Consider the following 20,664-nt stretch of genomic DNA (forward strand, 5'->3'; position numbering starts at 1 on the left):
GTAGTCCTTGCTTAGTTTATGTGTCTCTTTGAGGCAGCCCGAGAGCAAGGGAACGTCAAAGTCTCTTGCACTCCCCTGAGTCTCAAACGTACGGTCCTCGACATGCATCTGATCTTCTACAGCCGAACGGGCTGGGAGAGCTGGGGGCTTGAGCGTCAGCCGCTGATCCCCGAAGGCATGCCGGTCTTGATCGACGAGGACCTGGCCTTCGAGGGCGATGGCGTACCCCGGCCCACGGTGGCGGCCAACCGCTGGCTACGCGAACTCCCTCTCAACGGCGCTCGATCTCATAGAACTTGGAAGAACTACGCGCAGGCTCTGCGCTGCTGGCTGGAGTTCCTGGCCAGGATCGGCGTGGATCCGCTCGGGGAGCGGCAGCCCTTGAGGGAGGCGCTGAGTGCGTTCTCGGAGTACCGGTTCGCGGGGCCGCTGGAGGCCCGCTGGGACGAGGGCACATGGGACCAGAACATCAACACCGTGGCGCGCTTCTACGTGTGGGCTGAGGATGAGGGGCTGTGCCCGGCTGTGCCGTTCACTTACCAGATGGTCCGTCGGTACACCGAGGCCGGCGTGCAGCTCGCGCGGCGGAACACGGCTACGGTGCGGCGGGCGAAGCCGCATGTCACGGTGAAGTATCTGGAGAGCGACTTCCTTGAGCTGTTCCTGCGGGCGCTGGCCGGTCTGCGCCCGGACGGGGAGCCGGACTCGTTCCGGGGCCGTCACCTGGGGCGCAACGCCGCCATGGGGTCGCTCGTGGCGTCCAGCGGTCTGCGGGCCCAGGAGTTCACGCACCTGCTGACGTACGAGTTGCCTGCCCTGCCTGCCCGCAGCAGCGCGGTTCCGGTCCGTTTCCCGTTGTCCGCGCAGATCACGAAGGGCAGGAAGGCCCGCCAGACGTGGGCGAGTTACGACGTCCTGGCCGATGTGCATCAGTACATCGAACTGGACCGCGCGATGCTGACGGAGGGCCGCCGTTACCGGCCTGATCCGCGCTTGGGTGAGCCGTTGGTGATCACTGAGCCGGACTGGGAGGGCGGGAGGGTCAACGGCCGCCGGGTCTCCTGGCGAAAGCTGACGTTGGACGAGCGGCTGCGGCTGGTGACGCCAGAGGGCACACCCGCGATCATCGCGGCGCAGTCGGACGGCACGCCGTTCACAGACTGGGCGACTGCCTTCCGCCGGACCTCGGAGCGCATCCGGCGGGATTTCGAGCCGCGGTTCCCGACGGTCGGCCCCCATGTCCTGCGCCACACGTTTGCGATGGCGACGCTGGAAAGGCTGGTCAAGGGCCACTATCAGAGGGCGGCGGCCCTGGTGGCGGACGCCGGTGAGGATGCCGCGCTGTCGCTGTACCTAACGAAGGCGGACCCACTGATGGTGCTGCGGGATTTGCTCGGGCATTCCAGCGTAACCACCACGGAAATTTACATCCAGCGCCTGGACGTGCAGCGGATCTACCGCGAGCTCTACGACGAGGCGGGCAAGCACAGTGGCCAGTTCGCCGCCGAAGCGGACGCCGAGTTCGACGAGGAGGATGCCGCATGGTGACCCGTGTCGAACACGACCCGCTGCGAATCCAGTTCACGTTCCCCCACGATCCGCCCTGGACGGGCGACTTGAGCTCCACGGCCAACGAGAAGCTGGCGGAGGACCTCGCCCACGGCCTGGTCCAGATGGTGCACCCGCTGGGCCGCATCACCGCACGTCAGAGCGCGGTGACCTACACATCGACAATCCGCCGGATGGTCGCGGAACTGGCCGCGCTGGGCTTTGACGGGAACCTGGCGGATCTGCGCACGAGCCACGTCCTTGCGTACTGGATGTCCGTCGGCGGCAGGCGCGTCTTCCACACCCGGCGCCTGCTGGCCGGCTGCGGGGACCGCGTGGACGCCGGCATTCGGGCCTACCTGGACGGCAAGGCCGTCAAGAGCCCGCCCCGGAGCAAGCCGCTCAAGCCGTACACCGACGGCGAGTGGCGGCAGATCGAGGCCGGGCTGCGGGACTACCTGCAGCAGGTCATGGACCGTCAGCGTGAGGTCCTGGAGCTGGCCGCCCTGGGCCCTGACAACTCCGACCTCGGCCGGAACCGGCAGAACTTCGCGTGGCTCGTGTACGAACACGGCCCGCTGAAGGTCCCGGACGCCACCAAGGTTCTGGGGCTGACCGTGGACTACTTCCGAGACGGCATCGGCGGCCAGTACCGGGACGTGCGCGGTGCGATGTATCCCCCAGTGCAGGCGGCGACGGCCATGCGGCTTCTGTTCGGCGTCTACAGCGGCGTCGTTCCGGACGGTATCCGGGATCTGGGGCTCGAGGACTTCACGTGGACCGGGGACCGCACGGTGCTGATGGACTACGTCAAGGGGCGCCGCGGTCCGGAGTCGGTGAACCTTCCCGCTCGGGCCGTGCGGCTGCTGGAGCGCTGGCTGGAGCTGTCGGAGCCGGTGCGGCGACTGGCTCCGGAATCGATAGCCGGCGACTTGTTCGTCTTCCTGGACACCGAGTACCGCAGCACGGACGGCACGAAGTCGAAGTTGTCGGCGCTTTCCACCCGGGCCGCCCCCAGGAGCGGGGACAAGGCCCGGCGTCAGCTGGCGAAGGAGCTGAATCTGCGTACGGACGCGGGAGAGCCGCTGCTGTTGCACTCGGCGCGGATCCGTACGACGTACCACAACGTGCTGGCGCGTCGGGGCTGGACCGGCCGTACGAAGATCGACCCGAATCACACGGCCGCGGTGGAGGGCAGCCACTACGTCTCGACCACGACGCCGGCCCAGGCCGAGTCGGTGGAGGCAATCATCGAGGACGCCCAGGCCGACATCCTGCGGCGCAGTCGCCCGCCCATCGTGTTGGGCGACGAGGAGGCCGCCGAGTTCGTCACCGAGCAGCCCGAGCAGGCGGCCCGCCTGGGCCTGGACGCCGAGGCGATGGCCGAGCTGCTGGGTGGCGAGATGGACGTGTTCACCGCGGCGTGCGCCAACCAGCTCGCTGGACTCCACGGCCCCAAGGGCAAGCCGTGTCCGGCCCGGCCGTGGGTGTGCCTGCTGTGCCCGCTGGCGGTCTTCACGCCCCGGCATGCGCCGAATCTGCTGCGGCTGAAGGCCTATTTCGCCCGTCAGTCGCGGCAGCTCACCGTGCAGCAGTTCCTCGCGGTGTTCGGCCCGTACGCCGACCGCCTCGACCACGACATCCTGCCCCGCTTCGACGCCCGCCTGCTGGAGAAGGCGGCCGGCGAGGTGGACGACATCGACTCCGAGCTGCCGCTTCGGCCCGAGGAAGGAACCCAGTGACCCGCGCTACCGCCCTGGTCGTCGAGAGCCCCGCTGGTCCCATCCCCCGCCAGTGGGCCCTGAAGTCCCCGTTCGCGGGGCTGGACGTGTGCCGTGAGGCCGGATGGGACATGTGGCCGGACGGGCCGCGTCCCGTGTTCGACGAGGACTTCTGGGACCTGTCGGCAGTGAAGTTCCCCAAGGGGGTGCGGAGCAACGTCAAGCGCCTGGACTTCACCGGCATCACCAACCCGGCCCTGCGGCTGACCGCCAAGGAGTACGTGTTCGCGCTGGTCGTGCCGGACCATGAGCGTGTCCTTGCTCTGCCGGAGGCCCGGCGGGAGCCGTACAAGCCGGAGTCGGCGTTCAACTTCTGCGTGCAGCTGGTGCGGTGGATGAACTTCGTGACCGAGCAGGGCATGTCGTCGCTGAGCGAGGTGATGCAGGAGCACTGCGAGGTGTACCGGGAGTTGCGCTCGCGCCGTACCCGCAAGCGGCGGGCGGGCAGTGGGCCGATCACGCCGGGGACCATGCTGACGATCCTGCGGCCGGTGGTGGACCTGGCCACCTACCGCGAGCTGTTCACGGTGGATGCCTACCGGCCCGGCTTCACGCCGTGGGAGGGGCACACGGTCAGCGAGGTCGCGGGCTGGGAGACCTATGCCATGTCCTCGACCCCGCCGGTGGCGGATGAGGTGTTCCAGCCCTCGGTGGCCGCGGCTCTGTATCTGGTGGAGACGCTCGGGCCGCTGGTGGCCGAGGAGTTCGAGCGCATGCTGGAGTTCCGGGCGAACAGGGGCGGGCAGAATCCGAGGGCCGTCACGGCGAAGCACCAGGCAGGCGTCGCTGCTGCCGCCGAGTGGCATGTCCGCGAAGGGGTGCCGCTGCTGGAGATCGACGCCCGGCAGGTCACGCGGCGTGTCAAACGGGGCTGGCGGCCCGATGATCCACTGCTGAACGTCGACGTCGGCGAGTTCTTCGGCCAGGCGACCGGCTCCAGATATGCGAGGCTCGCGGACCACCTGGTTGAGGATCTTCGGCCGTTCCTGGAGCCCGTGGTGGCCGAGGTGGGGGTCGCGGGCATGTTCGGCCGGGACGCCTCCCGGGTGCCCCGCGCCGACGACCCGCAGCAGCTGGCACCGTGGACTCTGCCTCTGACCGGGGACGAGCTGAAAGGCATGCAGATCGTCATGCTGGCGGCCTGCCGGGTCCTGGTTGCGGCCCTGAGCGGCATGCGGGCCGGGGAACTGGACGAGATGACCGCCGACTCCCCCCAGCCGCCGGTCACCGTCTCCGGCGGCACCCAGCGCTTCAAGCTGGGGAGCAAGCTGATCAAGGGGCAGGAGTTCGGCGGCGTCGCTGAGGAATGGGTGGTGCTGGAACCGGCCTGGCGGGCGGTGAAGCTCGCCGCCCGTCTCAACCAGGCCCGGGTGGGCGAGCGGGCTTTCGCCCGCTCGCCCATGGACTTCCTGCACAAGAGAATGCGGGAGTGGGTCAACAGCTCCGCCGGCCAGCGGCTCGGCCTGATGCCGATCCCGGCCGGGCCGGTGAACGGACGGATGCTGCGGCGAACGCTCGCTCTGTCGCTGGCCCACCGCCCCGGCGGGCTGCTGGCCGCGAAGATCCACCTCAAGCACGTCTCCGTGGTCACCACCGAGGGCTATGCGATGCGGCCCGGCGGTTCCCAGGGCAACCTGCTGGCCGAGGTGGAGCGGGAGCAGGACAAGAACCACCTGAAGCTCACGAGGGAGGCCTTCGAGGACTACCGCGCGGGCCGCATGCCGGCGGGCCCCGGGGCCCGTGAGCTGATCAAAGCGTTCGAGCACATCGACGCCTCGCTCAAGGGCCACGAGGCGGGCACTGCGGCGGTGGTGGAGGCCGAGCGGCGGCTGGAGAACCTGTTGCGGCAGCAGTCCAAGCACCTGCATCTGCAGACCGCGAACTACTGCTGGTTCCGCGACCCGCACAAGGCCCTGTGCCTGAAGCTGGCGGGCACCCCGGACGCGACGAAGCCACTGGGCGGGATGTGCGACTCCGCCCGCTGCCCGCAGGCCACTCACCACCCCTGTCACCTGCCCGTTTGGCAGAGTCAGGTCGGCACCGGCAAGGTCTTCCTGGCAAACCCGCGCTTCCCCAAGGGCGAGAAAAGGCGGCTCGAGCCCGAGGTGGAGCGGGCCCAGCGGGTGGTGGACGAGATCCTCCATGCCACGCAGAACGAAGCCGAGGAGGTGAGCTGAGCATGGCGCGCATCAGCGACGAGACCCGCACGCGCAACGAGCAGGCCATCCGTGCGGCGATGGACCGGATGCTGCGCGGCGAGCTGCCGCCCGGCGGCAAGTGCGATCTCAAGGCCCTCGCGGCCGAGGCCGGGGTGACCCGCACCGGCTTCTACCCGAAGAAGAACCGTGACGGCACCGAACGCCCCGGCCCCTACCAGCACCTCGGCGAGGAGTTCGAACGCCGCCTGAGGGCTCTGCAGGACGCCGGGGAGGTCCCCGACCCCCGCACCGCGCAGATCGAACGCCTCAAGGCCGAGGTCGCCCAGCTCAAGGACCGCGTCGCCGCCCGGGATGCGGCCCTGCGCGAGCTGGAGGACTTCCGCGTCCAGGCCGTCTCCCGGCTGGCCGCCCAGCACGAGGAGATCACCCGCCTGCGCGGCCAGGTCGCCCAGGCGGGCGAGGCGGGCAACGTGCGACGTCTTCCGGGCGCCGGGGACCGCACGGCGCCGTTCGGCTCGTGTAGCTGACCGGGACAGCACCGGTTGGTCCGCCCCCGCCGCACCGGCGGGCCAACCGGCATCGTCAGGGGCAGGATGCCCCGCGGGCCAGTCCCGCCTCCCACTCCTCACGGTCGGGCTGCGGCAGAGCCTCGATACGCTCGGTCAACGACGGCAGGGCCTCGCCCAGAGCTGTGGTGCCGAGGTTCAGGACGTATACGCCGTGGTCACGATATGGCCGGAACCCCAGGCGGGACCAGGTGCGTTGGAGGGCGCTGACGGCGCGGTCGTGGGCAGCGTCGTCCTTGAGGCCGGTGCGGTCCAGGGGCGAGGGGTAGCAGGCAGCCCCGCGGGCCCCGGCCCCGAGCCGGGCGATGGCCTTGCCTGCCAGCACCGCGCCGACGCCGAACCCGCGCCACGGGCGGGTCATCTGTGCGGAGTTGAGCAGGAGCATGCCGGAGCCGAACGGCTCGGCGTACTCGTCCAGGTCGTCGCGGAAGTGTCCGGTGGAAGGGTCGAGGATCGACTCGGCGATCACACCGACATCGCCGTCGTAGCCGTCGAGGACGCCGAACAGGTCACGGGTGGCATAGGGGTCGGCGCGGTAGAACTCGAAGCCGCCGACGTGCTCGACGCGCGTATCGCCCTCCAGGTCATAGAGGTCAGCGGCCACATGCCAGATCTCCGGCTCGTCCTCGCCGGTGTCCCACCAGCTCTGCTCGCAGGTGTAGGTGAGGCGGATCGCGCTGACGGGGCCGGGCAGCGCGCGCGGCTCGGGCGCCGTCACGCGCGGGCCGCCGCGGCGTGGAGGGCCCCGCGTCCTTCGTCGGTGATCTCGACGAGATCGCCGTGGCTGCCGTCCGCGGGCACCACCACGCGCACCAGTTCCCGCTTCCACAACTGCGCCGAGACGCCGTACCAGGCGATCTGCCGCTCGGTCCACGCCTCGTGGCCGGGGTGGTTCTCGTCCATGCCGGGCTCGGCGGGGTTCAGGGCGGGGAAGCAGTCGGACATCACCAGCGGCTTGGGCGAGTCGGCGATCATCTGCAGCAGGTCACGTTCATCGGTACTCAAGGCCATGCGCTCCACGCTACGGCAGCTCGCGGACAGTTCCCGCGCGATGCCTTCACCTTCCGTGGTTTCCGGCAGGAGGCGCGGTCGGTGAGGTGACCGCGTCGCGTTCGAGGCTGTGGCGCAGCCGCTCCTCGCCCGCCTGCACTGCGCGCGTCAGGGCACTGCGCAGGGGCTCCGGTATGGTCCCGGCGCCGAGTCCTGCGGTGCGGACCAGGCTGGTCAGGGCCTGGCGCTGGGCGGTCGTCATCGCACGTCGGAGCGGCGGGTGGGTGAGCGCGTCCCGGGCCGCGTAGCCGTCGGCGTGGGCCGTGGCCAGGACGTCCGCCTGGAGCAGGGGTATCCGCTCTTCTGTGTGGGCTGCGGCCAGGGTCAGCGCGGTGATCCCGGCCCGGATCCGGAAGACGGCCGTGCCGGGGGCGGGCTGCTGCTGCAGGGCGAGCACGGCGGTGAGCATGGCGTCGATGTGCGTCGCCGGTACGGCATCGGCGTCCCGGTGCGCGACGCTCAGCAGGTGCTGGACGGCTTCTTCCCAGGGCTCGGCGGGCCGGCTGTTCTCGATCAGTGCCCTCGCCTCGTCGTGCTGCCGGTTCTGGGCGAGGGCGAGGATGGTGATCTGGCGGCCGTCGAGGAGCCGGGCGCCGACGCCGCGGTGGGCGGCTGCCGCTGCGGCGGCTTCGTGCCAGCGGCCGGCCTGGGCGAGGGCGCGGGTGCCGTCGGCGAGGAGCGCCGCCCACACCAGGGTGACGACGGTCTTGTGGCCATCGGCGGAGCTGGTGAGCCGGTGCAGGTGCACGGTGCGTCCGGCGATCTCGGTGGAGGTGCGGGCGCGGGCGGCGTGGAAGAGGGCGTCGAGCGTGGCGTGGGCGCTGGTGCCGTCGCCTTCGCGGATGAGTTGCCGGGCGATGTTGCGGAGTGGCTGGAGGGCGAGTTTCACCGCCCAGGTGGGAAGCGGACGTGCCTGGTCGAACACCGCGTACTGGGACCAGCACAGGTGGCGGGCGAGGTCGGGGAGGGCGCAGTCGGAGGCGATGAGGGCGGCCTTGTTGCAGATCTCGGCGGCGCGGACGGCCTGCTGGTGGATGTTGCCGGTGGCGGGCTGCGCGGCCAGGTCTGTCAGCTGGCGGACCCGGGCGTCGAGGGGGAGTGCGGGCGGGCGGGGCCGCTGGATGAGCGGGAACCAGGCCAGGAGCCGGTCGTTCATGCCGGGCCCCCCGGGGCGCTTTGGTGCTCGTTGGTCGGGTCGGGGCCGAAGACGACGGCTTTGGCGCCTGCGGCGAGGGTGGCCTGGGTCGCGTGCGGGAGCCCGAGCCGGTTGAAGGCGAAGATGAGGTGGTGCGCCAGGACCGCGCGCAGTCCGCGGTGCAGCCGGCCGTCGGCGGCGAGGGCAGCCAGTTCGCGGCCCGCGGTGGTGAAGGCGTGCGGCCAGGCGGCGGGGACGGTGAGCGGGGCGCCTTCGCGGGTGAGCTGGGCGATGTCCGCGGTCATCAGATGACGCAGACCGCCTTGCAGGGTCTTCAGGCGGCCGTCGGGCTGTGGCCGGGGAGGGTCGCGGTGGTCGGCCACGCGTGCCCAGACATCGCCCTGTTCGTACCAGTCGAGGCTGGCGGCGCGGAGCAGCGCGGTGCACAGCAGGATCGACAGCTCGCGGCGGCGAGGCCGGCCGGGGTGGCGGGTGAGGTGGTCGGTCAGGTGGTGGCTGTCGAGGTGGAAGAGCCGGTGGGCGCAGGTCATGGCCTCTGGTCCGCCGAAGGCGTGGGTTTCCGGTTCGTAGATCACCGGGGTGACGGCGGTGATGTGCCGGGCGTGCTGGAGGGGGCCGAGGGTGTCAAGGAGGTGGTTCTCGGCCGCGGGCCGGTCGCCGGGTGGCTGGTAGCGGATACGCCAGTGGGGGGCTTTGCGGAGGAAGAACCACGGGCCGATGAGGCGGGCGGTCTCGGCGGTGTCCAGGAGCGGGACGAGGTGGGTGAGGGCGGTGTGCTCGGCGCTGTCCCAGTCGGGGAAGGCGATGTTGATCTGCCGCCAGGAGGTGTCCATGTCCGTTCGGCTCCGCTTTCGTCTATGCCAGGAGGAGGAAGGTGTCCCAGCCCGATTCCGGGGGTGTGTTGGTGCCGAGGGTGTGCAGGGCGAGCGCGGTGCCGGCGATGCCGTCCAGGAGTTCCGGGTCGCGCTGGGTGAGGTGGGTGATCTGGCGGGTGAGCCGCCCGGTCAGGCGGGGCAGTTCGGTCGTGAGGGCACTGGTCGTGGCGTCGGTGGCCATGCGCCAGGCGGCCTGGAGCAGCCCTGCGGTTCCGTGGCAGAGCCCGGTCTCGGCGAGCGTGTCGAGCTGGTGTGGGTCTTGGAGGGTGGTGAGCATGGCGTGCTCGGCGGTCTGCTGGCGGGCGCGGTCGCCGAGGGCCATGCCGGCGAGTTGCTGGGCGCGGGCGGTGCCGGCGATGCCGTAGCACCACGAGGGCCTCGGCCGCAGCGCCGGATCGACCTGGTGGCGCCGGGCCTGGTCGAGGGTGATGAAGCCGGGCCACCAGGGGCTGGTGGTGTCGTGCTGGAGCCACCGGTCCATCCAGGCGCAGATCCGTTCCACCGTCTCGCGGGTGCCGGGGACGGCCGCGCCGTCGAGAAGGGTCAGGGAGAGCAGGGCGAGGACGGAGCCGATGCCGTGGGCCATGCCGAAGTTCCCGTGGCCCCCTGGGTAGTCGGGGCTGACGTCGCCGTCGGGTGCCACACCGGTCCACCACGCCGGTAGTCCGTGCTCCTGGGGGCGGGGTTCGGTCAGGCGTACCAGGTAGGCGAGGACGTCGGAGGTGATCGGGTGGTCTGGGTGACGTGTGAGATGGTAGGCGCCCAGCCCGGCCAGGCCGCGGATCACGTCGAACTCCTTCATCGCCGGGGCCTGCCCGCTCTCGATGCGTGCGTGGGCGTGGGCCAGGCGTCGGCGGGTGACGGTGATCGTGGCGTCGTCCAGCTTCTTCAGAGCGCGCTGGTACCGGTTGGAGTCTGCTGCGGCGGCGTTCATGGCGAACGCCAGGGCTGGGGCTCCCATGTAGAGGCTGGCGTTCGCGGCGGCGGTCAGGTCACCGGCGGCGGCCGAGGCCAGCCAGGTGTGCACGGTGTCCCAGTCGCCGCGGCCGCAGTGGGCGCGTTCGATGTGGAGCAGGGCGATGCCTGCGGCGCCGCCCGCCAGCGACTGCGGCCACGCTCGTCCGCCCGGCGGTGCCGCATCCCAGGCGGTGAGCGGGTCGGACAACTCCGCGGCCAGCGTGTCGGCCAGGGCCAGCGCCTGCGGTATCGGCCTCACGATGCTCTCCTGGTTGCGCGGGCGGTCCAGCTGAGGGCCGCGGCGCGGGCCAGGTGCACGCAGCGGCGCTCGGCTTCCATGTCGAGGCCGGCCATGCGGGTGTGGTGCAGGTGCAGCAGCTCCGGCAGCACGACGGTCGCCGTGCCCCCTCCCGTGTTCACGAGAGCGCGGCGGTAGGCGGCCAGCGCTTCGCGCCGCCTCGTCCACCAAGCGATGACCTCCTCGCCCCCGGGCTGCCCGGTCAGGGCGGTGCGGTCGTGGGGGTTGGCCAGGGTGATCGCCTGGTCGTACAGGCCGCGGTCGGGTGCGGTGCCGGTGGTCTGGGCGCAGTCGATGAGCCACCGCATGGCCTCGCCCGCCTCGCCGATCAGCCCGATGGTGATGTCGAGCATGCTGGCTGCGGTCAGGGCCCGCTGGTCGGGCCCGTCCTTGGCCGCGCAGGCGGCCCGTTGCGCGGCGGCGGTCATCGAGTCCGCCGCGAAGTACGCCTCGGCGGCCTCCCACGCCTCTTTGCCTCCGAAGCGGGCGGTCTCGGGGAAGTCGGTGTCCCACTGCACCCGGGCCAGGAGCCCGGCTTCGCGGAGCCGCCTCGTCCAGGCACCGATCGCGGCGGCGGCGTCGGCGGCCTGTCTGTCGGGGACGGTCAGGCGCAGCCGCAGGTGATCGTCGGGGTCGCGGTAGGGCAGGAACCACCACCGCGCCTCGTCGCCCAGCTGGTGGAGCAGATGGGGCAGATGGCGGGTGAGGATGCTGGTGTGGCGGTCGGGGTGTGCGTAGAGCTTGATGAAGAACTGCCCGTCGCAGCCGGGCAGGCGGCCCGGCTCGCGCTCCGCCACAGGGTTGGTGTGCAGCCAGTGCGGCGCCTCGACGGGGCTGTTGGTGGTGGTGAGGGGGATGACGGCTTCGTGGGGGCGGCCGTCGATCCAGCCCGCGTCGGCGGCACTCTCGGCCCGTAGGACCGCCGTGCCGTCGCGCCGCATCTGCGTGTGCAGCAGGGCCCGGTGGGAGGGTTCTGCCAGGTCCAGGCGGAGGCGTTGGTCGCCGTCGCCCAGGTAGACGGTGCTCGGCACTGCGGCCAGCTCGCGCCATGCGCACAGGGACCGCTCCCACTGCCGCCAGTCGGCTGCGGGGTCGGCGAGGTCGGTGCCGGTGAGCCGCCAGCGGGCCGGGGACAGGATCGTGCGCCCGTAGCGCAGCGCGGGAAGGAACGGCAGCCGGGCGGCTGCTCCCCAGTCGAAGGTGGTGCACGGGATGCTGAGCGCGTTGGGGGCCTCGGTGAGGAACCGCACCAGCGGATGGGTGCGGCGGGTCGGCTCCACCGCGTTCATGGTCACGAACTCCAGTGGCTGGCGCCGCGAGGTGGATATCAGGTGCAGGCGGTGGGCGTCCGCGGTGACGGCGACGTCCTCCACGGGCACCAGATCCGTGCCGTCAGGGTCGTGGCACTCGCCGAGGCGGGCGGCGGCGGGCATCACCTGCACGGTGCGGGCGACGTTCCCGGTGCCCGCATACAGCGGGGGCGCACAGACCTGGACCCTCAGCGCGTTCTCGGTCGCGGTGGACGCCGCCGCGTATGCCGCGGCCATCCGCTCTTGGTCTGAGGTGTCGAGCAGGCTCAGGAATCTGCCGGTCGTCGTCCCGGCGGACCGCGACACCCCGACGACGGCCAGTGTGAACTCCCCGGCATCCAGGGCCCGTACGCTGCGGGCCCCGATGCGTACGGTCAGCTCCGTCGTCGGCTGGATGCGTATCTTCGGGCCGGTCTTCTCGGCCAGGTCGGTGACCATGGCGTCGTCCAGCACGATCTCGTGGCAGCGGCGCAGGGCCGCGTTCTGCGCGAGCGTCAGGAGCTTGGTGTCCCGCTCGCTCACGGCGGCGGGGGCCGGGGCGGGTGGGCCGCCGAGGAATCCGGCCGGGTAGCCCAGGCCCGTGTCGCTGTCCACCGCCTCAAAGAGCGGCACCACGGCGCGCGGCCCGTAGCGTTCCAGGAAGCAGCCGTGCCAGGCCACCCAGCCGGGGGAGAGCGCGGGACGGCCCGAGAGCCGGACGAGCGCGGTGGCCGCCCGCGCGGCCTCCGCCGCGACCGCGGCGGGAAGCGTCACCTCGGCCTCGAGGCGCAGATCCACCGACAGCACCGGCCCGGCCACCGGGCTGAGGTCGCGCATCACCGCAGTGATGTCGGCGCGCTCGGCTTGGGCGGTCGACGGGTCGGTGGTGGTGTTGTGCCGTGCCAGCGCGCGGGTGATCTCGCGCAGCTTCACCGCCGACTCGGCCGCCGCGGCGGCGCCCTCGGCGCCGAGGACGGTCAGCACATGGGCGAGTGGGGCCGTCGCCGTCATCGGCGGGCGGAGGTTCGTGACCAGAAGACGCTGGTCGATCAGGCCCGCCAGGAGCCGGCTGACGGTGGGTGCGGGAACGTGGGGGAAGTCGGCGGCCAGTTTGGCAGCGAGATCCGCGGTGCGGATGGGGTCGCGGGCCGCGTCCAGCGCCGCCTTGACGGGTGTGGTCAGGCGGACCTGCACACGCTCGGGGGCACCGCCGCCGCTGCCCGCAGGGCGGTGTTCCAGCACCAGATACCCGTCCCGCTCCACCGCGAGCGGATGAGCCTGGACCGTCAAGAGGGGCTGGAGTACCCGGTCGGCTTCCAGGCGTTCGATCACCGTCGCCAGCCAGGTGGCATCCGGCCGGGCGACGGCCCTGTGGCCGGTGCCGATGCGGGCTGCCGACACGCCGTCGACGCGGGCCGGCGCTACACCGGCGAAGAGGCCGAAGGGGGTAGCCCGGCTCGAGGCGCGCAGTACATAGCGCATGAGGGCGACCACCGCTTTGCGGGCGGCCGGCTCGGGCAGTTGCCGCCCCTGACAGATCTGCTGGACGCGGTGTGCCAGCACCGGGCTGGCCTGCCCCAGGGCGGCGGCGAAGCCGGGGACCTCCAGGGTCTGCTCCAGCCATGGCCGCCACGACGCGGGGCCGTCGCCGTCGCCGGTCAGGTCGGGCCAGAACCGGATACGGCGATCCGGTGGCCAGGCCGCCGCACGCAGCATGGCCGCATCAATGGACTCGTACACCAGCCACCCCCTCATCGCCGCGTGGTGCCCGGCCGCGAGCGGCCGGGCACCACAGATCTTCAGAAGCCCGGACGGCTACGGGCAGGTCGTCGAGCAGGCGGACTGGCAGGTCTGACCGCAGCCGTCATCGGTCATCTGGATGAGCCGGTCGGCCTCGGGGCCGGACTCGACGATGGAGACATCCAGGTCCCAGCCGTCGACGCTCCCCTCCAGGCCCCCTGCTGCCGCGGGGACCGTAGTCACTGCTTCCTCGGACTGCACGGACACAACAACCTCCATGAGAGTCGGGTGGTGCACACAGCCCCATCCCCGGGCGGTCTGCCAGGGGGTGGGGAGCCTATGACCAGGAGACTTCGACGGCCCCGAGCCGCTTCGCCACGACCTTCGCGGACGGCTCAGCCGCTCCCTCGGGCATCGGGACGTAGCGGATGCGGGCGGCACCGCGGCGCCGGTGATCGCTCGCCCACCGACGCAGCAGTTCCGCGTACCGGGCGGCGACCGTCTCAGCGTCGGACCCGTGGGCAAACACCCCGCTCTCGAAGCCGCCGGTCTCCTCGTTGGGCCGCTTGGTCCGGTACGCGAAGCTGCCGCCGGCCACCAGAGCCGGGACACCGCGCGTCACCGACGGCGCGAGTACGCCCTGGTCGACCAGGTCCTTGCTGCCGTGCAGCATCACCATCTGGGGCGTGCTGGTCGCCAGGAACAGCTCCAGCTCATCGGGCATGTCGAAGGCGGCACCGGACCAGACCTCCAGCCGCGGCGCGTGCACAGCGTCGGCCAGGGCCTTCGTGTCGAACTCCTGGCGCTGGTCGTCGAGCTGAAGAGCGACTCCGTCCGTGACCGGCAGGAGCCGCTCGGTGTAGGCGCCGCTGCCCTGCATCGGCACGAAGCCGCACAGCCGGTAGCTGTCGCTGACGAGGTCCTTGCCGTCGTGGTCGAACGCGAACGACCGGGTGATCCCCCGCATGCGCAGGGGGACGACGATCCTGCCCCGCTCGGACATCTGCTCCCGCCATGCCGGCGGGATGTCCCATGCTCCCGCTGTGACGATGATCCGGTCGAACGGCGCGTGCTCGGGCACGCCGCCCTCGGCGTCGGCCAGCACCACCTGGACCCGGTCGTAACCGGCCGCGTCCAGGCAGGCGCGGGCGCGCTGAACGATCTCCGCGTCGATGTCGGCGGTGACCACCGTGCCCGCCTCTCCGACGAGCTCGGCGATCAGGGCGGCGTTGTAGCCGCCGGAGCCCACTTCGAGCACGCGCATCCCCGGCTCGATCTCGGCCTGCTCCAGCATCACCGCCTGGATGTGCGTGGCCGACAGCGAGCTCAGCGCGTGGCCCTGCCTGTCGCGCTTGATCACCAGTGCTTTGTCGGCGGCATACGCCGCCTGGAGCGGCTCTCCCGTCGCGAACAGGTGCCGGGGCACCGTCGCGACTGCCTTTGCGACCGCTTCGGAGTGGAACACGCCCATCTCGTGTAGCTCGCTCACCATGGCCGCGCGGAGCGAGGCCGCCGTGTCATCGGTTTCTCGGACCGTAGTCATGACATCACCCTAGACATTTGTGATCGCGTTACGGGGACGGTTGGAAGAGCCAGATCCCGACTCGTATGGGGCGGCAAATCCACGGAAGTTGACGGTGCTGTCGGGCGGGTCTGGTGGTGCCGTCCCGTCCCGCCCGGGCCACTGCTCTCCGGGCGGGACGGGACGGTGGTGCAGCCCGCGCCGTGGCACGCGGGCTTCGCCGCCCTCGGGGGTGAGGCGGCATGAGCCGGTCCGCTGTCCTTCTTCGCGGTGACCGGACCGGCGTCCGGGGGCTCCTGGGCGGGCGGGGCGTCGAGGGCGACGGCCGCACTCGCTGAGTGCGGGGTCTGGCCGGCGACGATGACGCCCAGACCGAGCAGGTTTGCCGTGAGCAGGACGATCCCGGCGAACACGCCGTCCCCGTCCGGCTTCGGCGGCTTGGGCAGGCGGTGGCGGGCGCTCACTCCTCCACCGCCGCTGCGTCAGCCGGCGTGAGCAGCTCGGTCTCGCTGATGAGGGACTGGTGCTCGGTGCCGTTCTCCAGCCGCGCCCACACCAGGGCGCGGTCCGCGTCCACCCCGGCGTAGCCGCTGCCGAGCTGGACCACAGTGCCCTCGAACTCCTCCGGCTCCTCCCGGCCCCGCCGCTCGGGCGGCACGTAGGAGGTGCCGCGTACGCGGTCGCCGATCCGGAAGGGTGCCGTCTCCTGCCCGCTCACGCCGCGTCGCCTCCCTGCGCGGCCGGGGCGCCGACGCGCTCCAGGTCCAGGTAGATCTCGAAGTCCTCGGCGCTCCACCCGGCCGGCAGGCCGTGGGCCGCGCGGAAGGCGGCGGCCTCAGCGGCTATCGGGGCCGTGGGCTTCCTGCCCGCCGGGCACGAGCGCGTTGCCGGTTCGATGGAGCTGGAGCGCAAGGACATGCCGCCTCCGAGGGGTCAGCCGCAGCGGGATGGGCCTGCCTGCCCCTGCAAGGGCGCGGGGCAGGCAGGCCTCCTTCGTGCCCGCCGGTGTCCAACTTCCGGAATCCGGGGGCTCATTCACCGTGGCCGCAGGCATAGTGGGTCCGCAAGTGAAACCGCACGGAAAACGTCACTGCGGGGAAAGTGGCACATGCCAGGGCAAGCGCATCGCTGTTTCGGCGGGCGCGTGCCGTGTCACACTCCGCACATCGCAGCGGCAGCGGACACATACGCCGGGGAGGCAAGCGGGTGCCAGCACGAGCCAGACCAACAGCACGGCGCATCGAACTTGGCTACGAGCTCAGGGAGCTGCGCAAGCGGGCCGACCTCACCCTGGAAGAGGCCGTCCACGGACTGCCCCTGTCGGACACCAAGCTCTACCGCGTCGAGACCGGGTTGCAGGACCTGCGCAACGCAGGCGACCTGCGCAAACTTCTCGGCCGCTACGGCGTGAGTGAGGAAGAGGACGTCGAGCGGCTGCTGGCGATCCAGCGCGCGGCCTCCAGCCGCGAGTGGTGGACCCAGTTCAAAGGCTCGATGCCCTCGGGCATGCCCCGCTTCATCGGCATCGAGTCCGCCGCCGTCGAAATACAGGCCTTCCACCCCGTCGTGGTCCTCGGGCTGCTGCAGACCGAGCGCTACGCGCGGGCCCTGTACGAGATCGCCAAACAGGTCGAGGACACCACCAACGAGTTCATCGACCAGGGCGTCACCCTGCGTATGAAGCGCAAGGACTACCTCACCCGCGACGAAGAACCCGGCAGGCTGTGGGCGATCCTGTACGAGCCGGCCCTGCGCTACCTCGTCGGCGGCCCCGACGTGATGCGCGAGCAGTACGACGAGATCACCAGGCTGGCCGCGCTCGACAACGTGACCGTCCAGGTCCTCCCCCACACCGTGCGCGGGTACGTCGGCGTGAACGACTTCAGCATCCTTCACCTCGGCGACACGCTGCCGACCACGGTCCAGGTGGACAACGCGTGGGGCGCCTCGTCGGTCTCCGACACTCCGCGCGAAGTCGCGAAGTTCTCGCGGAAGTTCAACGCCCTGGTGGCGTCGTCCCTCCCGCCTGAGGACACCCCGAAGTTCCTGCACCAACTATCGCGAGAGATCACGGAATGACCACACACACCCGCACGCTCACAGCACCCGCCCTGGACGGTGTGGCCACCTGGTTCAGGTCCTCCTACAGCAGCGGATCCGGCAACAACTGCGTGGAGGTCGCCGACCTGACCCACACCGCTCACCGCGCGGTCGCCGTCCGCGACTCGAAGAACCCCAGCGGCCCCGTCCTGCTGATCGAGCCCGAGCGCTTCGCCGCCCTCGTCGACGGCGTACGCTACGGCCGCTTCACCGCCTGAACAGTCCGCCCTTATCCGAGCGGGCCGGTCCGAGCGAGTCGAGTGCGGCCTGCTCGGCCCGAGCACCATACCTACCCCTGCCGCATCTCCAGCAACCCCCGCGGGCTGCTGGCCGGCGCCGACTGTCAGACCCCGGCGTCAGGATGGTGACCATGAACGGCCTCACCAGCCCCGACCTGCGGCAGATTCCAGCCTGGTCCGACGCCGTCGGGCCGGGCTGGGCCACCCTTCTCCACCAACTCCACCACGACCTGCTCTCCCTTGATGCCGCTTACCGGGTCGAGTCGTTCGGCACGAAGTTCGGCGGCCTGCGCATCACGGTCTCCGACCGTTTCGACGCCGCAGGGGACTTCGACGGCGAGTTCGCCGACCGGGCAGCCGCACTGGCTGATACCGCCGAGTATTCCTCTGAGCGCACCTGCGAGCTGTGCGGCGCCCCGGGGCGAATCCGGCTGCGCGGCACCGGACCCGACATCCGCATGGTCGCCTGCTGCGAGGAGTGCCGCATCGGATCGGCGCACCCCGGTGCCCGCCCCCGTCATCAGCCCGACAACTCAATCACGCAGGGATAGGGGGACTCGACGATCTATGGTGGCTGGGTGACATCTCTGAGTCGCTCCGCGCTGATCGAGGCGCTGACCGCCGGCCGTCCCGATGACCTCCTCGGCGTGGCCGAGAACTCGTGGCTGGACTTCAAACGAGCTCCGTACAACCTGGCGGCCGATAAGGGTAAGTTCGAGCTCTGCAAGGACGTGGCCGCCTTCGCCAACGCCCACGGTGGGCTGCTCGTACTGGGTGTGACGGCGGAGAAGAAGAGCAACCAGGCACTGGAGGTCGCCACCGGCCTTCATCCCTTTCCACAGGACCGGGCGGACGTCGTCCAGTACGTCGACACCCTGAACGAGTACCTACGCCCTCGCGTGGAGATCAGCCACCACTGGTACCGCGACCCAGGCCGCAGCACTGCGGGCACCGATCTGTACTACCTGGTGCTCGAAGTGGAACCGCTCCCGGAGCTCGCACGGTACGTCCTGGTCCGAAAGCTGATCAACGACAAGGGCAATCTCACCGAGGGGCTCGCGGTCTCTGTACGCCACGGCGACCGGACGGTGTACATGCCCTCGGAAGACGTGTATCAGCTTGTCAACGAGGGCCTGCGAGCGCGTGATGCTGCCCCGGCCGGTGCGCTGGTGCCTGCGCATAAGCAGTGGGATGGAGAGACCGACGAGGTCCTGGACGAGCTGGAGCAGCGGCAGGACTGGCAGGAGACGCCGGTGCTGTTCTGGCAAAGCTTCCCCGCCCAGCCACCGTCACAGATCCTGCCCGGACTCCACAGCCACGACGGCATCAAGGGTGCTCTGCGCAACCAGGACGTCCTACGGGACTCGGGCTTCAACTTCGCCGACAACACCGGACGCCTTCAGACCCTCAGTGGCGGCCTGTTCATCGGCCGCCCTCGCAGCGCGGTGTGGGTGCGGCCCGACGGCCTGATGACCGCCGGCGCCGTGGCCAACCCCGACATGCTCTGCTGGGGCGCGCAGCAGTCGGCTCCGGTGGTGATGCGCATCAACGCCCACGTCGTGACGGAGCTGACGCTGGAGTACTTCCGCCTCGCCGACAGGCTGATCGTCCCGCGCGTACCGGGGCCTTGGCGGCACCGCATCGTCGTGCGCCGCTTCAAAGGCGAGGCGCCGCGCGTCCTGGCGCCGGGCGGAGGCATGATGCAGAGCTTCCTCAGCGACGCCGCCCCGGCCAGCGACGACACCTGGGACCGGTCCTGGGTGGCAAATGGCGATCCCGAACGGGACGCATACGAGGCGCTTGAGCGCTTCTACACGCTGTTCGGCGTGGATGTGGCCACCAATCCCGACGTCGAGGGCGACCGTGTAGTCGAGGCACGGCTGCGGGCGAAGTGATCGTCCTTGTACGGGGGCGCGCAGACCGTAGTGCTCCCGGCCTTGCCAACGGCGCTTCTCGGACAGTCAGTGACCGGGCACTGTCCGTGGGACCGCTGGCCCTGTCATCCTGAGCAGTCGTCAACGGGCATCTGCTGCGGGTGCCCGAGTTGCAGACCGCAAAGGAGTGGTGGCCGGGATGCCGGTGGCGGAGGCGTGCCTGTGGGGCCTCTTGGGAGCCGCGCTCATCGAAGGGCTGGACCTCTACACAGCCATCCACACCACGGATGGCTGGCCGTGGAAGAAGAAGGGCCAGCCGACCTTCGCGCCGTACATGGCGGCTCTGGTGATCAGGCTCGGCGTCGGCACGGGTCTGACAGCCGCATTCGCGGCGTCCCAGCAGGTCGCCGGAGCACTCGCCGCGATGACAGTCGGCGTCGCGGCCCCCAAGATCCTCCAGCAACTGGCCAAGCAGGGCCTCGCCCACCAAGCTGTAGAAGCCCCGCCCGTCACGCCGCCGGTAGCACCAGAGCAAGTAGCCGGAGCACAAGCGTCTGGTTCCAGCACAGACCAGCAAGGAGGACAGGTCAGTGCGCGCTGACTCATTCGCCGCTCAAGTGCTGGGGAACCTGGCGCGTACCTCACCTCCGTTCTCCACCGGCGCTGCACATGTGCCTGCGCGCGCCAACCGCGTTCGTCCTTTCCGGTCCTGGCTCGTGCATGCCCTGGCGTTCGTTCCGGTGAGCGACGACATCTCCGGCCGGGATGCCATGCACGCCTCCTCCCACGGCGGCGGCTCACGGAAGCCCGGCGGGCACACGAAGAACGACACACAGGCAACGCAGCAGCCTGGAGGCCAGGACGCTGCCCCGCTGGCGCCCGCAGACATGGTCGCCCGGGCCCGCCGGGCTATGGAGACCGCCCACGCCTGGGACGGGCCCCTCCGCCAGTACACAGCCCTCCACTACGCGGCCCTGTATGCGGCTGACGCTGTGCTCGTCGTCAGGAGGCGGCCAGAGCATCGGCACGGACGCCGCGCGCGGGTCTTGAGCAAGTGGAAAGTGCTGGCTGAAGTCGCCCCAACGCTGGCCGAGTTCGCGGAGTACTTCGATAAGACCACGGTCACTTACATCCGCGCTCGCGAAGGCATTCCCGGCGCTGTCGACACCCGCGACCTCGAAGAACTCCGCCATATGGCCATGCGGTTCATGAACAGCGTGGAAGCTCTCCCCGACGTCAAGAACGCCACCACCACACCGACACGCGGCAAGGGCAGCGACGCGACTATGCGCCGGATCAGCTGACCGAAACGACACCGCGACTCCCCACTCACCGAACCCACGGCACGCGTTAAGTCAGGCACAAGGAAGACTAGACCCCGCGTGATATACATCACGCCAGCTAGCTCGGAAAGAAACACGATGACACCTCACGCCACTACACACGCACGAAGGGCAGCCACCACCTAAAGCGACACCGGCGGCGTGGGACACAGTGAGTGCCGCGACAC

Annotated in this window: 20 protein-coding genes; 10 read left to right on the plus strand and 10 right to left on the minus strand. The window is 70.6% G+C overall.

What is annotated here, in order from left to right; genetic code table 11:
- The first annotated feature begins 102 nt into the window (after nucleotides 1-102).
- Genes AB0903_RS32170 through AB0903_RS32185 form a run of 4 tightly spaced genes read left to right on the plus strand, consistent with a single transcriptional unit; the run spans nucleotide 103 to nucleotide 6,015 of the window.
- The gene (locus tag AB0903_RS32170; RefSeq protein WP_366708280.1) at nucleotides 103-1,548 is read left to right on the plus strand and encodes a site-specific integrase; all 1,446 of its coding nucleotides are present in this window, start codon (nucleotides 103-105) and stop codon (nucleotides 1,546-1,548) included.
- Nucleotides 1,542-3,290 (plus strand): hypothetical protein, encoded by a 1,749-nt coding sequence (locus AB0903_RS32175; RefSeq protein ID WP_366708281.1) that lies wholly within the window; start codon nucleotides 1,542-1,544, stop codon nucleotides 3,288-3,290. The genes AB0903_RS32170 and AB0903_RS32175 overlap by 7 nt, the downstream gene beginning before the upstream one ends.
- On the plus strand, nucleotides 3,287-5,506 hold the full coding sequence (locus AB0903_RS32180) for an integrase (protein ID WP_366708282.1): 2,220 nt from the start codon (nucleotides 3,287-3,289) through the stop codon (nucleotides 5,504-5,506). The genes AB0903_RS32175 and AB0903_RS32180 overlap by 4 nt, the downstream gene beginning before the upstream one ends.
- A gap of 2 nt (nucleotides 5,507-5,508) precedes the next feature.
- Nucleotides 5,509-6,015 (plus strand): hypothetical protein, encoded by a 507-nt coding sequence (locus AB0903_RS32185; protein ID WP_366708283.1) that lies wholly within the window; start codon nucleotides 5,509-5,511, stop codon nucleotides 6,013-6,015.
- Nucleotides 6,016-6,070: 55 nt separating this feature from the next.
- Here the strand turns inward: AB0903_RS32185 and AB0903_RS32190 are convergent, their stop codons facing one another.
- From AB0903_RS32190 to AB0903_RS32235, 10 genes are all read right to left on the minus strand, one after another.
- On the minus strand, nucleotides 6,071-6,772 hold the full coding sequence (locus AB0903_RS32190) for a hypothetical protein (protein ID WP_366708284.1): 702 nt from the start codon (nucleotides 6,770-6,772) through the stop codon (nucleotides 6,071-6,073).
- Nucleotides 6,769-7,065 (minus strand): hypothetical protein, encoded by a 297-nt coding sequence (locus AB0903_RS32195; protein WP_366708285.1) that lies wholly within the window; start codon nucleotides 7,063-7,065, stop codon nucleotides 6,769-6,771. The genes AB0903_RS32190 and AB0903_RS32195 overlap by 4 nt, the downstream gene beginning before the upstream one ends.
- A gap of 46 nt (nucleotides 7,066-7,111) precedes the next feature.
- Nucleotides 7,112-8,260 carry a hypothetical protein gene (locus AB0903_RS32200; protein ID WP_366708286.1) on the minus strand — a complete coding sequence of 383 codons (1,149 nt, stop codon included), beginning with the start codon at nucleotides 8,258-8,260 and terminating at the stop codon, nucleotides 7,112-7,114.
- Nucleotides 8,257-9,093, minus strand: coding sequence for a thiopeptide-type bacteriocin biosynthesis protein (locus AB0903_RS32205; protein ID WP_366708287.1), 837 nt, complete (start codon nucleotides 9,091-9,093; stop codon nucleotides 8,257-8,259). Before AB0903_RS32205 ends, AB0903_RS32200 begins: the two co-directional genes overlap by 4 nt.
- A gap of 22 nt (nucleotides 9,094-9,115) precedes the next feature.
- The gene (locus tag AB0903_RS32210; RefSeq protein WP_366708288.1) at nucleotides 9,116-10,351 is read right to left on the minus strand and encodes a lanthionine synthetase C family protein; all 1,236 of its coding nucleotides are present in this window, start codon (nucleotides 10,349-10,351) and stop codon (nucleotides 9,116-9,118) included.
- Complete coding sequence (locus AB0903_RS32215) at nucleotides 10,348-13,434, minus strand: lantibiotic dehydratase (RefSeq protein ID WP_366708289.1); 3,087 nt, start codon at nucleotides 13,432-13,434, stop codon at nucleotides 10,348-10,350. The genes AB0903_RS32210 and AB0903_RS32215 overlap by 4 nt, the downstream gene beginning before the upstream one ends.
- A 60-nt stretch (nucleotides 13,435-13,494) precedes the next feature.
- Nucleotides 13,495-13,680 carry an FxLD family lanthipeptide gene (locus AB0903_RS32220; protein ID WP_366708299.1) on the minus strand — a complete coding sequence of 62 codons (186 nt, stop codon included), beginning with the start codon at nucleotides 13,678-13,680 and terminating at the stop codon, nucleotides 13,495-13,497.
- A 76-nt stretch (nucleotides 13,681-13,756) separates the two neighbouring features.
- A complete protein-coding gene (fxlM, locus tag AB0903_RS32225) occupies nucleotides 13,757-14,962 on the minus strand; it encodes a methyltransferase, FxLD system (RefSeq protein ID WP_366708290.1) in 1,206 nt (401 codons plus the stop codon).
- Nucleotides 14,963-15,401: 439 nt separating this feature from the next.
- Nucleotides 15,402-15,659 (minus strand): hypothetical protein, encoded by a 258-nt coding sequence (locus tag AB0903_RS32230; RefSeq protein ID WP_366708291.1) that lies wholly within the window; start codon nucleotides 15,657-15,659, stop codon nucleotides 15,402-15,404.
- Nucleotides 15,656-15,859, minus strand: coding sequence for a hypothetical protein (locus tag AB0903_RS32235; RefSeq protein ID WP_366708292.1), 204 nt, complete (start codon nucleotides 15,857-15,859; stop codon nucleotides 15,656-15,658). The genes AB0903_RS32230 and AB0903_RS32235 overlap by 4 nt, the downstream gene beginning before the upstream one ends.
- 288 nt (nucleotides 15,860-16,147) lie before the next feature.
- On the opposite strand from AB0903_RS32235, the gene AB0903_RS32240 reads away from it, so the two are divergent.
- The 6 genes from AB0903_RS32240 (at nucleotide 16,148) to AB0903_RS32265 (ending at nucleotide 20,458) form a co-directional block, all read left to right on the plus strand.
- Nucleotides 16,148-17,020 (plus strand): helix-turn-helix transcriptional regulator, encoded by an 873-nt coding sequence (locus AB0903_RS32240; protein WP_366708293.1) that lies wholly within the window; start codon nucleotides 16,148-16,150, stop codon nucleotides 17,018-17,020.
- Nucleotides 17,017-17,259, plus strand: a complete 243-nt coding sequence (locus tag AB0903_RS32245; RefSeq protein WP_366708294.1) for a DUF397 domain-containing protein — start codon at nucleotides 17,017-17,019, stop codon at nucleotides 17,257-17,259. The genes AB0903_RS32240 and AB0903_RS32245 overlap by 4 nt, the downstream gene beginning before the upstream one ends.
- A gap of 152 nt (nucleotides 17,260-17,411) precedes the next feature.
- A complete protein-coding gene (locus AB0903_RS32250; protein WP_366708295.1) occupies nucleotides 17,412-17,831 on the plus strand; it encodes a hypothetical protein in 420 nt (139 codons plus the stop codon).
- 27 nt (nucleotides 17,832-17,858) lie between these two features.
- On the plus strand, nucleotides 17,859-19,175 hold the full coding sequence (locus AB0903_RS32255) for an ATP-binding protein (RefSeq protein ID WP_366708296.1): 1,317 nt from the start codon (nucleotides 17,859-17,861) through the stop codon (nucleotides 19,173-19,175).
- 178 nt (nucleotides 19,176-19,353) lie between these two features.
- Nucleotides 19,354-19,755 carry a hypothetical protein gene (locus AB0903_RS32260; protein WP_366708297.1) on the plus strand — a complete coding sequence of 134 codons (402 nt, stop codon included), beginning with the start codon at nucleotides 19,354-19,356 and terminating at the stop codon, nucleotides 19,753-19,755.
- A gap of 139 nt (nucleotides 19,756-19,894) precedes the next feature.
- Nucleotides 19,895-20,458, plus strand: a complete 564-nt coding sequence (locus AB0903_RS32265; protein ID WP_366708298.1) for an SAV_6107 family HEPN domain-containing protein — start codon at nucleotides 19,895-19,897, stop codon at nucleotides 20,456-20,458.
- Nucleotides 20,459-20,664 lie beyond the last annotated feature (206 nt).

This window comes from Streptomyces sp. NPDC048389 (genome assembly GCF_040706335.1).
GTDB lineage: Bacteria > Actinomycetota > Actinomycetes > Streptomycetales > Streptomycetaceae > Streptomyces.

Bases quoted from the DNA above. Each gene is read 5' to 3' on its own strand.
- AB0903_RS32170 (WP_366708280.1), top strand. From the start codon at position 103: ATGCATCTGATCTTCTACAGCCGAACGGGCTGGGAGAGCTGGGGGCTT.
- AB0903_RS32175 (WP_366708281.1), top strand. From the start codon at position 1,542: ATGGTGACCCGTGTCGAACACGACCCGCTGCGAATCCAGTTCACGTTC.
- AB0903_RS32185 (WP_366708283.1), top strand. From the start codon at position 5,509: ATGGCGCGCATCAGCGACGAGACCCGCACGCGCAACGAGCAGGCCATC.
- AB0903_RS32195 (WP_366708285.1), bottom strand. From the start codon at position 7,065: ATGGCCTTGAGTACCGATGAACGTGACCTGCTGCAGATGATCGCCGAC.
- AB0903_RS32200 (WP_366708286.1), bottom strand. From the start codon at position 8,260: ATGAACGACCGGCTCCTGGCCTGGTTCCCGCTCATCCAGCGGCCCCGC.
- AB0903_RS32205 (WP_366708287.1), bottom strand. From the start codon at position 9,093: ATGGACACCTCCTGGCGGCAGATCAACATCGCCTTCCCCGACTGGGAC.
- AB0903_RS32215 (WP_366708289.1), bottom strand. From the start codon at position 13,434: ATGAGGGGGTGGCTGGTGTACGAGTCCATTGATGCGGCCATGCTGCGT.
- fxlM (WP_366708290.1), bottom strand. From the start codon at position 14,962: ATGACTACGGTCCGAGAAACCGATGACACGGCGGCCTCGCTCCGCGCG.
- AB0903_RS32235 (WP_366708292.1), bottom strand. From the start codon at position 15,859: ATGTCCTTGCGCTCCAGCTCCATCGAACCGGCAACGCGCTCGTGCCCG.
- AB0903_RS32245 (WP_366708294.1), top strand. From the start codon at position 17,017: ATGACCACACACACCCGCACGCTCACAGCACCCGCCCTGGACGGTGTG.
- AB0903_RS32250 (WP_366708295.1), top strand. From the start codon at position 17,412: ATGAACGGCCTCACCAGCCCCGACCTGCGGCAGATTCCAGCCTGGTCC.
- AB0903_RS32260 (WP_366708297.1), top strand. From the start codon at position 19,354: ATGCCGGTGGCGGAGGCGTGCCTGTGGGGCCTCTTGGGAGCCGCGCTC.